General features: G+C 31.0%; 12 protein-coding genes and 1 other annotated feature. Of the genes, 8 read left to right on the top strand and 4 right to left on the bottom strand.

The window, feature by feature from the left end; translation table 11 throughout:
• Nucleotides 1-83 precede the first annotated feature (83 nt).
• Both B3N22_RS02665 and B3N22_RS02660 read left to right on the top strand, forming a co-directional pair.
• Nucleotides 84-974, top strand: a complete 891-nt coding sequence (locus tag B3N22_RS02665; protein ID WP_286904656.1) for a diguanylate cyclase — start codon at nucleotides 84-86, stop codon at nucleotides 972-974.
• A gap of 88 nt (nucleotides 975-1,062) precedes the next feature.
• Nucleotides 1,063-2,001 (top strand): serine O-acetyltransferase, encoded by a 939-nt coding sequence (locus B3N22_RS02660; protein WP_286904655.1) that lies wholly within the window; start codon nucleotides 1,063-1,065, stop codon nucleotides 1,999-2,001.
• Nucleotides 2,002-2,052: 51 nt separating this feature from the next.
• On the opposite strand, the gene B3N22_RS02655 is transcribed toward B3N22_RS02660, so the two are convergent.
• Nucleotides 2,053-2,226: a hypothetical protein gene (locus tag B3N22_RS02655; RefSeq protein WP_175550897.1), complete on the bottom strand. Its 174-nt coding sequence runs from the start codon at nucleotides 2,224-2,226 to the stop codon at nucleotides 2,053-2,055.
• 106 nt (nucleotides 2,227-2,332) lie between these two features.
• Nucleotides 2,333-2,579 (top strand) — a binding site (T-box leader).
• Between the two features lie 109 nt (nucleotides 2,580-2,688).
• Between B3N22_RS02655 and B3N22_RS02650 the strand changes: the two genes are divergently transcribed.
• The 6 genes from B3N22_RS02650 to B3N22_RS02625 all read left to right on the top strand — a co-directional run bounded on the left by B3N22_RS02650 (nucleotide 2,689) and on the right by B3N22_RS02625 (nucleotide 11,346).
• The gene (locus B3N22_RS02650) at nucleotides 2,689-4,068 is read left to right on the top strand and encodes a TrpB-like pyridoxal phosphate-dependent enzyme (RefSeq protein ID WP_286904654.1); all 1,380 of its coding nucleotides are present in this window, start codon (nucleotides 2,689-2,691) and stop codon (nucleotides 4,066-4,068) included.
• A 276-nt stretch (nucleotides 4,069-4,344) separates the two neighbouring features.
• Complete coding sequence (locus tag B3N22_RS02645) at nucleotides 4,345-7,185, top strand: cation-translocating P-type ATPase (RefSeq protein WP_286904652.1); 2,841 nt, start codon at nucleotides 4,345-4,347, stop codon at nucleotides 7,183-7,185.
• Nucleotides 7,182-7,853, top strand: coding sequence for a potassium channel family protein (locus tag B3N22_RS02640; protein WP_073019605.1), 672 nt, complete (start codon nucleotides 7,182-7,184; stop codon nucleotides 7,851-7,853). The genes B3N22_RS02645 and B3N22_RS02640 overlap by 4 nt, the downstream gene beginning before the upstream one ends.
• Nucleotides 7,850-8,515 carry a potassium channel family protein gene (locus B3N22_RS02635; RefSeq protein ID WP_238907000.1) on the top strand — a complete coding sequence of 222 codons (666 nt, stop codon included), beginning with the start codon at nucleotides 7,850-7,852 and terminating at the stop codon, nucleotides 8,513-8,515. The genes B3N22_RS02640 and B3N22_RS02635 overlap by 4 nt, the downstream gene beginning before the upstream one ends.
• A gap of 253 nt (nucleotides 8,516-8,768) precedes the next feature.
• The gene (locus B3N22_RS02630) at nucleotides 8,769-9,968 is read left to right on the top strand and encodes an FprA family A-type flavoprotein (protein ID WP_238906999.1); all 1,200 of its coding nucleotides are present in this window, start codon (nucleotides 8,769-8,771) and stop codon (nucleotides 9,966-9,968) included.
• 310 nt (nucleotides 9,969-10,278) lie between these two features.
• Nucleotides 10,279-11,346, top strand: coding sequence for an IS1/IS1595 family N-terminal zinc-binding domain-containing protein (locus B3N22_RS02625; protein ID WP_286904648.1), 1,068 nt, complete (start codon nucleotides 10,279-10,281; stop codon nucleotides 11,344-11,346).
• 204 nt (nucleotides 11,347-11,550) lie between these two features.
• On the opposite strand, the gene B3N22_RS02620 is transcribed toward B3N22_RS02625, so the two are convergent.
• The 3 genes from B3N22_RS02620 to B3N22_RS02610 are packed head-to-tail and all read right to left on the bottom strand — an operon-like array spanning nucleotide 11,551 to nucleotide 13,390.
• Nucleotides 11,551-11,961: a hypothetical protein gene (locus B3N22_RS02620; protein ID WP_286904646.1), complete on the bottom strand. Its 411-nt coding sequence runs from the start codon at nucleotides 11,959-11,961 to the stop codon at nucleotides 11,551-11,553.
• Nucleotides 11,962-11,978: 17 nt separating this feature from the next.
• Complete coding sequence (locus tag B3N22_RS02615) at nucleotides 11,979-12,575, bottom strand: DnaJ domain-containing protein (RefSeq protein ID WP_286904644.1); 597 nt, start codon at nucleotides 12,573-12,575, stop codon at nucleotides 11,979-11,981.
• Nucleotides 12,572-13,390, bottom strand: coding sequence for a DUF5685 family protein (locus B3N22_RS02610; RefSeq protein ID WP_286904643.1), 819 nt, complete (start codon nucleotides 13,388-13,390; stop codon nucleotides 12,572-12,574). The genes B3N22_RS02615 and B3N22_RS02610 overlap by 4 nt, the downstream gene beginning before the upstream one ends.
• Nucleotides 13,391-13,556 lie beyond the last annotated feature (166 nt).

Raw genomic sequence — 13,556 nt, 5'->3', positions numbered from 1 at the left:
ATTTTATAGAAAAATAATGGTAAAATGAGATATGAAATTTAATAGGTCATTTTATAGAAAAAATTTTGGGGAGATTGATTACTATGAATGAAAAAATACTTATCGTAGATGATACTCTGCTTAATGTAAGAATTTTAACGGATATATTAGAAGCTGAAAATTACAAAGTGTTTTCTGTGGATAATGGATTCCCGGTATTAAATATGGCTAGAAGTATAAGGCCAGATGTTATTTTACTTGATATAATGATGCCAGGAATGGATGGATTTGAAGTTTGCAATATATTAAAGAGTAATCATGATGTAAAAGATATCCCTGTGATTATGGTGACAGCAAGAACTCAGGGAAATGACTTGAAAAAGGCATTAGAGATGGGAGCCTTCGACTATATTAAAAAGCCTATTGATGAGGTTGAGGTAATAGCTAGAATTCAATCTGCACTAAGGCTTAAAGATGTTCAAGACAAACTTAAAGAACTTGCTATGAAAGATAGTTTAACAGGTCTATATAATCATGCTGTACTCATAGAATTACTTGAAAAGGAATTATCTAAACAGAAGAGAAATAAGGGTCATATATCCTTCATAATGTTAGATATAGATTATTTTAAAAGGATAAATGATACATATGGACATATGTCTGGGGATATGATATTGAAGGAACTTTCAAATATCTTGATGAGTTCTTTACGTAAAGGAGATATTGTAGGAAGATATGGTGGAGAAGAATTTGGTATAGTTTTAGTTGGAACTAATAAACATGATGCTTTTCATCTATGTGAGAGAATAAGAAAAAAAATAGAAGATTATAATTTCTTTTTTGACAATAGAGTAATAAAAATTACAGTAAGTATGGGAATTTTCTCTAACGATTATAATAGTAGTATTACTGGAAATGAAATAATACAAAAAGCAGATGAACAGCTTTATAAGGTGAAAACTGGTGGTAGAAACCAAGTTGGCTATGTTGAATAAATTATATTGCAATTACTTGTTTAGATTAAAAACATCACGTATAATATAAAAAACAGCTAATTAAGTATATAGAAAAGGGATGAAGATAATGAATAGAGAATGTGAAGAAAATATAGTTCAACTAGTTTCAGAAATAGCAAATAATTATAAACAAAACTCTGTTTTTTCAGTATATGAATCTTCTAATTTGCCAGACAAGTATGAGGTTATAGAAATATTGCAAGAGTTGAGACAACTTATTTTTCCAGGGTATTTTCAAACCAAGAAGTTATCAAATAGCGTAATGGAATATTATATAGGCGATCTTTTAATGAGTATACAAGAAAAACTTCATAGACAAATAAAATTAGCGCTTAAATATAAACATCAAATAAGTGATATTAAAATAATAGAAGAAAAAACCTGCAAAACATGCAGAACCTTCTTAAAAACATTACCTAAAATACAAGAATATGTTTCTACAGATGTACAAGCAGCCTACGACGGAGATCCAGCTGCTGGCGATGTAGAGCAAGTAATTTTCTCGTATCCAGGAGTATTTGCAGTAAGCATTTATAGAATAGCACATGAATTAGATATTTTAAATGTACCATATATACCAAGAATTATGACTGAGTATGCTCATAGTTTAACTGGAATTGATATAAATGCTGGAGCGGAGATTGGAAAATACTTTTTTATAGATCATGGTACAGGAGTTGTTATAGGACAAACTTGTGTTATAGGTGAATATGTAAAGATTTATCAAGGAGTAACCTTAGGGGCATTATCAACAAGAGGAGGGCAAGGGCTTAAAGGAGTAAGAAGACATCCAACAATTGAAGATAATGTAACTATTTATTCTGGTGCATCTATATTAGGTGGGGATACTGTAATAGGGAAAAACTCAGTTATAGGAGGTAATGCATTTATTACTCAGTCAGTTCCAGCTGACACTAGAGTAAGTGTTAAAAATCCTGAACTTAGTTTTAAAAATAGTAAACCAGAAGAATTAAAACAAGAATTTATTTTTGATTGGGTTATATAAGTTCTAGGGCTGTTATTAATTAAAAATTAGTGACAGCCCTAGAAATTTTAGCTATTTTGTTATATCTTCTTTTATTCTTTGCTCAGCATAACGTTCTATTTTAGGGTTATTTAAACCTAAATTTACAGGTCCTAAAGCTAACATGGCATCTATCATATTAGATACTTGATCATGTTGTTCATGTATACCAAGTTCTCTATTTAGTTCTTTTTCTTTATTTCTCATATTAACACCTCCATAACTAGACTTCCCGTAAAAGTGAGATTTTAAACTTTAAAGCATCAAAAATGTTTGACAGAAAATATCAAAATTATTATAATCAAATTATAAAATAAAACCTATGATTAAGATAAGTAGACCTAGTACAAGACTTAAAGAGAGTTGTAGGCGGTGAGATTACAACAGTACAAGCTAAGTTGAATGGACTTATAAGGGCGGGAGGAAAAGCAGAATTGCTTAGTAATACCCGACGAGATTTCCACTCGTTATAAAGGAAGATGTATGAATGTACATTAGTGAGTGGGTTATTTTGACCAATTTAGGTGGTACCGCAGAAGTTATAGACTTTTGTCCTAGTTATTTAGGATGGAGGTCTTTTTTATTTTCTAAAATACATTTATATAGGGGAATAAGTTTTAAATATTTTATAAAATAAAATATTAATATAAATCAAAGGGGGCTATTAAAATGAAAAAAATACCACATAGAATTTATTTAACTGAAGATCAAATGCCTAAACAATGGTATAACTTAAGAGCAGATATGAAGGAAATTCCAGATCCGATGTTGAATCCACAAACCTTCAAACCGGCTACAGCAGAGGAACTATATCCAGTATTTTGTGAAGAGTTAGCTAAACAAGAAATGGATGACTCAACTAGGTATATAGATATTCCAGAAGAGATACAGGAATTTTATAAGATGTTTAGACCATCTCCTTTAATAAGAGCTTATAACCTTGAAAAAGCTTTGGGAACTCCTGCAAAAATCTATTATAAATTTGAGGGAAACAATACATCTGGAAGTCACAAATTAAATTCAGCTGTTGCTCAAGCTTATTATGCTAAAGAGCAGGGGCTAAAGAGTTTAACTACTGAAACTGGAGCTGGTCAATGGGGAACTGCACTAGCTGAAGCATGTAGTTATTATAATATTCCACTTACAGTTTATATGGTTAAATGCTCATATGAACAAAAACCATTTCGTAAAGCAATCATAGAAACTTTTGATGGAAACATAATCCCAAGTCCAAGTACTACTACTAATGCTGGTAGAGCTATCTTAGAGAAAGATCCAGATACTACTGGAAGTCTTGGATGCGCTATTTCAGAGGCAGTAGAAAAAGCAGTTACTACAGAAGGGTGTAAATATGTACTTGGTTCCGTACTAAATCAGGTACTTCTGCATCAATCAATTATAGGCTTAGAATCTAAAATTGCCATGGAAAGTATTGATGAATATCCAGATATAGTAATAGGTTGTGCAGGAGGCGGATCAAATCTTGGAGGGCTAATTGCTCCTTTTATGCAAGATAAATTAACAGGAAAAGCTAATCCAAGGATAATAGCTGTAGAACCAGCTTCATGTCCATCATTAACAAGAGGTCGTTATGCTTATGACTTCTGTGATGTTGGAAAGATTACTCCATTAGCAAGGATGTACACTCTTGGTTCAAATTTTGTACCATCAGCAAACCATGCTGGAGGGCTTAGATATCATGGTATGTCTCCTATAATATCAAAACTTTATCATGATGGATATATGGAAGCTATATCGGTAGAACAAACTAAGGTTTTTGAAGCAGCAACTTTATTTGCAAAACATGAAACCATACTTCCAGCACCAGAATCAGCACATGCTATATATGGAGCTATTGAAGAGGCTCTTAAATGTAAGGAATCTGGAGAAGAAAAAACAATTTTATTTGGATTAACAGGAACGGGTTATTTTGATATGATGGCATATGAATCCTATTTGAAGGGAACAATGACAGATTATATTCCAACAGATGAAGATTTAGAAAAAGGATTTTCTGAACTACCTAAAGTTCCTGGAATACAAGAATAAATAATAAAAATAAGCTATGGATTTTTAGAAATCTGTGGCTTATTTTTATTATTTATATCCCTACAATATTTCTATTTTTGCAAGATATAAATATACCGTATTATAAGCATATCTAACATACTATAGATAAATAAAATGAAACTATATGGTTAAATCTTCAAATATCTAATGGATATTCCTAAAAGATACCACAGCCAATAATTGTAAATTAAGCCTTTGAGGAGTAATATCATAATATTATTTTAATACTATAATTATTGATGGGGTAAAATTGAAATGGAAGAGAAAGTACAGATTGCCAAAGAGAACATGGATGAAAAGATATTTAAATTGACGACAAAAGATGTTTACAAAAAACTTAACACTAGAGAAGAAGGGTTAACAATACAAGAAGTACAAGCAAATCGAGAGAAGTATGGAAAAAATGCTATTACTGAAAAGAAGGGTAAACCTGCCATACTAGTTTTAATGTCCAATTTTGTTAGTTTAATGGCTCTTCTATTATGGGCTGGAGGTATTATTGCCATAATTGCAGATATGGTTGAACTTGGGGTTGCTATATTTTTGGTTAATATTATAAATGGAGTTTTTAGCTTTTGGCAGGAGCATAGAGCAGGCAAAGCTACTGAAGCTTTAAAAAAGATGCTTCCTTCTTACGCTAGGGTTATTAGGGATAATAAAGAGCAGCAGATATTAGCAGAGGATTTAGTTCCTGGAGATATTATGTTAGTAGAAGAAGGGGATAAAATATCAGCCGATGCTCGTGTAATTGAAAGTAGCGATCTTCAAGTAAACCAATCAACTTTAACAGGAGAATCTAATCCAGTAAGAAAAACACATGATCCAATAATGAGAGATGGACTATCGAAGTCAGAAACACCAAATCTTATTTTTACAGGTTCTAGTGTAGCAAGTGGAACAGCAAAAGCTGTAGTTGTTTCAATTGGTATGGAAACTGAATTTGGGAAAATTGCTAATCTAACTCAAACTATGAAAGAAGAACTGAGTCCACTGCAAAAAGAGTTGAATTTATTGACTAAACAAATCTCGATGATTGCGTTAAGCATGGGGGTAGTATTTTTTATAACGGCTATATTTTTTGTAAAAGAACCTATAGCAGAAGCATTTATATTCTCGTTAGGAATGGTGGTAGCATTTATTCCAGAAGGATTACTTCCTACGGTTACTTTGTCTTTAGCAATGGCGGTACAGAGGATGGCAAAAGAAAATGCTTTAGTAAAGAGATTGTCGGCAGTTGAAACTTTAGGATGCACTACTGTTATTTGTTCTGATAAAACTGGAACTTTGACTCAAAATGAAATGACAGTTAATAATCTATGGCTCCCAGGAAAAGAATTGAAGGTTACAGGATTAGGTTATGCTCCGTTAGGTAAGATTCTTTATGAAAATAAAGAACTTTATGCTGAGAATGACGAAGATTTAAAAATACTTTTAACTGCAGCTTCACTATGCAGTAATGCACGTATAGTACCTCCAAATGATGAATCAGATAGATATACTGTGCTAGGAGATCCAACAGAAGCATGTTTAGGAGTAGTTGCACAAAAGGCTGGAATAGATACAATTAACCAGATTAATTTTATGCCAAGAATAAGAGAGTTGCCTTTTGATTCAAGAAGAAAAAGGATGAGCACTATTCATAATTTGAATACTCCGATAGGAGACTGTGAAAAAATAGCATATATCAAAGGAGCTCCAAAAGAAGTGTTGGAACTTTGTACAAGCATAAATAAAAATGGTGATAAACAAGAGTTAAGTGATTCGCAACGTAATGAAATTATGGAAGCAAATGATAAATATGCACGTAATGGATTGAGAGTTTTAGCAGTTGCATATAGACATTTAACTAAAGAATGTAATCTCCCAAAATCTTTAAGTTCTTATACACCAGAACTTATTGAACAAGACATGACGTTTGTTGGACTAGTTGTTATGGCAGATCCTCCAAGACCAGAGGTTAAAGATGCTGTAGAGTTATGTCATAGGGCTAAAATAAGAATTATTATGATAACAGGGGACTATGGATTGACAGCAGAGAGCATAGCAAAGAGGATTGGTATTGTAGAGAGTAACCATCCTAGGATTGTATCTGGAGTTGATCTTGAAAAGATGAGTGACGATGATCTTAAAAAAGTTTTAAAAGATGAAGTTATTTTTGCTAGGGTAGCACCAGAACAAAAATATAGAATAGTATGTAATTTACAAGAACTAGGTCATATAGTAGCTGTGACAGGAGATGGAGTTAATGACTCGCCAGCTCTAAAAAAAGCTGATATTGGTGTAGCTATGGGGATATCTGGTACAGATGTTGCAAAAGAAGCGGCAGATATGATATTAACCGATGATAATTTTGCATCTATTGTAAAAGCTATAGAAGAAGGTAGAGCAGTTTATAGTAATATAAGAAAGTTTCTACTCTATATTCTTAACAGCAATACACCTGAGGCAGTACCATCAGGAGCATTTTTGCTATCTAAGGGAAACATTCCGCTTCCTCTTACTGTAATGCAGATACTAGCTATTGATTTAGGAACAGATATGTTGCCTGCTCTTGGACTAGGTGCAGAACTACCTGAGAAAGGCGTAATGGAAAAACCTCCACGTTCAAGAACAGAGATATTAATGAACAAGAAAACAGTCATTAAAGCATTTTTATGGTATGGATTATTAGAATCAGTTGTAGCTATGGGTGCATATTTCTTTGTAAATATACTAAATGGATGGCCAAATGTTCCATTAGCTAGTTCGGGTGTAGTTTATAAACAAGCTACTACGATGACTTTAGCATCTATAGTATTTTGTCAAATTGGTGCAGTATTGAATTGTAGAACGGAAAATGAATCGGTATTTAAGATCGGAATATTTGCTAATAAAAAAATAGTAACTGGTATTATTTTTGAAGTCTTATTGATTTCAGCAATAATTTATATACCATTCTTGCAGAATATATTTAATACAGTAGCGATAGGCTTCAAAGAGTGGATATATTTGATTGTATTACCTTTCCCTATATTACTACTAGAAGAAGGTAGAAAGGCAATTTCAAGAAAACTTAGTAGAGTTAAAAAAGTTAATGATAAGAGGTTAGTGATATGAAAGATATTATAATAGGTTGTGGGGTTATGGGCTCAGGATTAGCTCAAAACCTAATAAAAAAGGGTCATAGTGTAACAATCATTGACAATAACCCAGATTCATTTAAACTACTTGGTGAAAACTTTAAAGGAAAAATGATTGTGGGAATAGGATTTGACAAAGATGTATTAACTGAAGCAGGTATTTCATTTGTAGATGCAGTCATTGCCTGTAGCAATAGTGATGAGGCTAATGCACTTATAGGAAGAATATCTAAAAATATTTATAAAGTACCTCGTGTTATAGCAAGGTTGCATGATCCTAGAAAGGCAGAAATATATCGTACTCTTGGTATTCAAACTATATCATCTGCAGCATGGGGAATACAAAGAGCAACTGATTTATTAAGTTACAATCAATTAGATAGCGTATTAACAATAGGTAATTCAAGTGTTGAATTAGTAAGAATTGAGACTCCAGCACTTTTGGTTGGTAGAACTGTTAGCGAGGTAACTTCAATAGGAGAGTTCCAAGTTGTTGCTATAAGTCGTGCAAATAAAACTTTTTTGCCAACTTGGGGAACAGTATTTGAGAAACATGATGTAATATTTATATCGGTTGTAGCAAGTTCTGCAAGCAGGTTAAAAACATTGCTTGGTCTAGATCAAAAATGGAGGAAAAATATATGAAAGTTGTTATTATAGGTGGAGGTCAAGTAGGTGAGCATATTGCAAGTTTACTTTTAAATAATGACTACTCTGTAAAAGTAATAGATAATAGAGAACACATAGTAGATAAGCTAAAAAAGGAACTTCCTTCAGAGACAGTAATATTAGGAAATGGTACAGATCCTAATATATTGGAAGCTGCAGGTATAAACTCAGCGGATGTTGTGGTTTCAGTAACTGGAGCTGATGAGGTGAATTTAGTAGCTTCAACTATAGCTAAGTTTGAGTTTGGGGTTTCACGGGTTGTTGCTCGTGTAAATAATCCTAAAAATTCTTGGTTATATAATATAGGCATGGGGGTAGATGTTGCTGTTAATCAGGCCGATTTAATGGCTCATATTGTTATAGAGGAAATGGACTTAAAAAATATGTTTACACTTATGAAACTATCTTTAGGTGGATACTCCATAGTTCAAATAAAAGTTGATGAAGCTTCTAAAGCTGTTCAAAAGGAAGTAAAGGCACTAAATATACCTTCTAACTCAAAACTTATTACAATCTATAGAGGAGAGGAAGTTATACTTCCAGGTGGAGATACTGTTATAAATGCAGGAGACTCCATACTAGCTTTAGCTAATTCAGAAACTCAAGCAGAGGTAAATAAAATTTTTTCACCTAGGTAAATGATAAAACTATATATAATAATTTAGAGGAATTGCTATTTCATTAATTGATTATAGCAATTCCTTAATACTATAAATGCTTAATGTTATTGTTGAAATTATTTCAAATAAACATTATAATATTGGGAGTTTGAAAAATATAAAAATTAGATAAATACTACTATAAAGAATAAAAAATATCCTCATACGAGTTTATTTATATTATAATAATATGTGAGAATGTTTGTTAACTGAAAAAAAGGAGGAACAATTAGTGTATTGTGTTAGAGAAATAACTGAAGATATTTATTGGGTTGGAGGAAATGATCGTAGACTTGCTTTATTTGAAAATATTCATCCAATTCCAAGAGGGGTTTCCTACAATTCTTACTTACTTTTAGATGAAAAGACTGTACTTTTTGACACTGTTGATTGGTCGATTTGCAGACAATTCCTTGATAACATTGAAGGTGTTTTAGGAGATAGAACTTTAGATTACTTAGTAATAAATCATGTGGAACCAGATCATGCAGCTTCCATTGAAGAAATACTTCTTCGTCATCCTGAAGTTAAGATTATATGTACGGGAAAAGCTGTTACATTTATGCGTCAATTTGGATTCCATGTGGATGGTAAGGTGATAGAAGTTAAAGATAAAGACACAATGTCTTTTGGAAAACATACTTTAATGTTCATAACTGCACCAATGGTACATTGGCCAGAAGTTATGGTTACATATGATACAAGCAATGGAGTATTATTTTCAGCTGATGCCTTTGGAACATTTGGGGCTTTAGATGGAAAAATGTTTAATGATGAAGTTAATTTTGATAGAGATTGGCTTGAAGATGCAAGAAGATACTACACAAATATTGTAGGGAAATATGGACAAAACGTTCAAAATCTTCTTAAGAAAACAAATTCTTTAGATATAAAAATGATATGCCCACTTCACGGTCCAGTATGGCGTAGCAATTTAGAATATTTTATAGACAAGCATGATAAGTGGAGTAAGTATGAGCCAGAAGAAAAAGGTGTACTTATAGTTTACGGAACAATGTATGGAAATACAGAAGCTGCTGCTAATGAATTAGCAACAACATTAGTAAAAAAAGGCATGACAAATGTTGTTATGTATGATGTTTCAAAAACTCATGTTTCCTATTTGATATCAGAGACATTTAAATATAGCCATGTGGTACTAGCTTGCGTAACTTATAACTTAAATATTTATCCGCCAATGCTTAATTACTTGCATGATATGAAGGCCTTAAACCTTCAAAAACGTACTGTAGGAATCATAGAAAATGGTTCATGGGCTATTCAATCTGGAAAATTAATGACTGAATTTTTACAAGGAATGAAAGACATGACTATATTAGAAAATAAAATGACTTTAACTTCTGCAATGAAAAAAGAAGACATAAATTCTATGGATTCACTAGCAGACAATATTATAGAATCAATGAAATAAAAATGTAGATAAGGACTTTCTTATAAATAATATTTATGAGGAGGTCCTTATAATTTTATACTGAAGAGAGTATGTAGGGAGATTTACTTGTAGAGGTAGGTATATGTTTATTAAATGCATATAAGATTGTTGGAATAAAGTGTTGATAAAAACAAATAACTTAAGGACAAGCATGCTCTAAGTTGGCTAAGAACCATCCAAATAAGGGAATAAAATAGTTCGATAACCGAAAAAAATACTTATTATAAAAAACCGTATTTAAATTTATATAATATGTCAATAATTTAGAAAAAGAGAGGAGGAGAATCCTTTGAATGAAGAATTATTGACGCTAATTCATAAGATGAATGATACTTTTAAAAGAGAAAATAAAAGTTGCGAGATATTTGATTCTGAAAATATAATGGTGGAAAAAAAGAGTCTTTGCCATTGTGATAGAAAAGAGTGCCATTATTGTGGTGGAGATAATATAAATAAAAATGGTAAAACAAAACAAGGAAGGCAAAGATATATTTGCAAGGAGTGTGGAAAAAGTTTTTCAGATATGACAGGATCACCATTAAGTTATACGAAAAAACCTGTAGATAAGTGGATTAAATATACATTATGTATAAAAGCGGGGTTCTCTCTTAGAAAAATAGCAGAAATATTAGAGATTAATTTAACCACAAGTTTTCATTGGAGGCATAAAATATTAAGTGTAGCAGGTACAAAAATAATGAATAAAAAACTTAGTGGAACTATAGAGATAGATGAAGTAGGAATTAAAGAATCATTTAAGGGAAATCACAGTTTAAATAAGAAATTTTCTATTGTTAAATCCGATAAAGATAAATATATTCAAAATAATGAGGTTTTTAAAAGAGAAAAAATAATGATATTAAATTGTAAAGATACTAGTGATAATAAATTTATAAAGCCAGTAGCTAAAAGAAATATTAATTTAGAGAGTTTGGAAAAATTTTTAAAACCAATTCTTAAAGAGGATTGTAATTGCCTAGCAACACCAAGTAATTATAAGTACTATTACTTCACAAAAGCTTATGGACTAAAGTTAAGTATGCATGGAGCAATAAATTTATTTAAAGGAATAACGACCAATATATCAGGAATTGATAATAAAATTGCTGCTCAAAGGGGAAAAGCTTTTAAGTTATTTCTTAGAAGTTTTCATAATGTTGCGAGTAAGTATTTAGGCTTTTATATAAATTGGTTTGTAATGTTTATAGTGGAAGATAATCAAGGGTTAAGCTTATTTAGAAAATTTGTTACAGGTAAAAAACAGCTGAGAGTAGAGGATTTTAAGAAAGTGAATTTTAGAGGAGAAATATTAAGAAACAAAAGAGCAGATGAGAGGCTTGTCTTTAAAATATCATAGTCTTAAGTCTCCATCAACACTTATTTCAAACAAAGTCGTATGCAGTTGAAAAAGTTAATTATACTTATTATTAAAAGTCGACAAAAATTTTATTATAGCTAGATAGATATTTTTTAGTCTAAGCAAAATATGCTATTTAAAAAGGATCTCTGAATAAATAAAAGGTTACTACTATCATAAAAATAGCAATAACCTCCAGTAGTATTAAAACATAATTTTAACTTTAAAATCTTTACGACATGCAGGACAATTTACAGTATGGTTTCCTGTTTTTCTTGGCAGACGAAGTACCTTTTTGCAATTAGGGCAAGTGCGATAACGATGAGTTTTTATGTCCTTTAGTCTACGAAATGTTAAAGAAAACTTTGATTTAATAGGATTCCAAAATTTCAAAAACATTTGATTTTCTCTTTGCCTTTTATATATGTTTTTAGAAAAACTTCTATAAAAGGTCAATATAAGAACAATCCATGATAGACCTCTTATTATAGGTGAAGGAATAAAAGAGTTAGCAATAAACAAAATAAAATATAACACAATTGATGCAATATACAATTGGTCGCTACCATATCTTCCATACATAAAACTTACTAACTTATTTTTAAAATTTTTCATATTTAATCACTCCTTTATTAATATGGACCAAAGAAAAAACTACAGAAAAATCTGAACAAGTAATATCCTAAACATATTTTCCAAAAACTGAATACGGGTATACCAAAACCTCTACTTTGATTTTGATAAAAAGCACCACTACCTTGTATTCTGTTTAATAGTAGATGGTATTCGAAATTATTTGGGTCCATTCTTACAGCTGTTCTAGCGTGTTCAAGTGCAGTAATCTGATTATGTATACCTAAGTTTGCAACTGCACTATAGTAATACCATTTAGCACTTCTACTAGGTATATTATTTAGAACATTTAAAGCTTCATTATAATAACCAGAATTCATATAATGAATTGCAGAATTATAATCATTAACATAAGAAGCATCATTACCATATGTATTTTGCCCACCATAACCAGCATTATAACTTCCTTGAGAAGTATAACCTTGCTTAATTTGATTATAAGCACTATTAATTTCGCTCATTTTTCTTGCAGCTGCTTCATTTCCTTGATTTAGATCAGGATGATATTTTTTAGCTAATTTTCTATAGGACTTTGCAATTTCTTCGTCACTAGAATCTGGAGAAACCCCCAGTACTTTATAAGGGTCCGATATCATATTTGGGCACTTCCTTTCTTATTAGTAGCAGCTACATATCTTGTCCACACTCCGGAATAAAGAATATTATCAATAATATTTTTATCTCTTTCAATTGGCAGAGTTTTATACTTTTCGGTACAATCAGCCATAAGTATATTTAGTATAGAAGAAAAGTTGTCAGAGGAAGTGGTAACTAATGGATTATAGCGTTCCTTTTTTATATCTTCTTTCAAATCAAGACATGCATCCATAATATAAATAAATTTTCCAAGAGACTTTCCAAATGCATATAATCTTTCTGAATATTCATCTTCATTTACAACAAAAATTTCACCCATAAGTTCTCCAAAATAATTTGAAGGAATGTCAGGGTTAAGCTCTCCAGATTTCTCAATAAAAGAAAGCTCCTTTAAATACTGAGAAATTTTAGATGATTTATTTGGATATCTTTTTTCAATAAGCTTACACTTTTTCTCAAATAATTTGGCCTCAAATAAAGAGAAAATCTTTTTATCATCCTGCCAATCATCAAGAAATTTATAATATGTAAGAAGAATATTCATATCTGATGCATATTCTGTGATTTTATTTCTCCAAAATTCATGTTCCTTAAAAGGGTGAGAAATACATTTTTCAGTTTCAACAGAAGTATTTTCATTATATAATGAAGTCAGAAAAAGAACAAGAAAAGTCATATCATAAGTTAGGGTTAATCGGCTTATTGGGCCATGTCTATCATTAAGAGTAGAACACAAACCACAATAGCAAGATCTATACTGTTGTTTTTCAGAAACATTTAATTTATCTACATTGGCAATTACATAGCCAAACATTTACCCACCTGCCTTATATATTAAAATTACATTTAATTATACAATATTTTTATGTCTATTTAGTGACAAAATGTAAAAATTAAAACAATTTAATAAGGTATAAATTACTCTAAAACTTTAAATGAAAAAATATTGACAAATAAACTACAATCTCATAATATATGTA

Origin of the sequence: Clostridium sp. UBA1652 (assembly GCF_002320975.1) — a bacterium.
In the GTDB taxonomy this organism is placed as follows: domain Bacteria; phylum Bacillota; class Clostridia; order Clostridiales; family Clostridiaceae; genus Clostridium_T; species Clostridium_T intestinale.
This window is presented reverse-complemented; position numbering and strand designations above follow the sequence as displayed.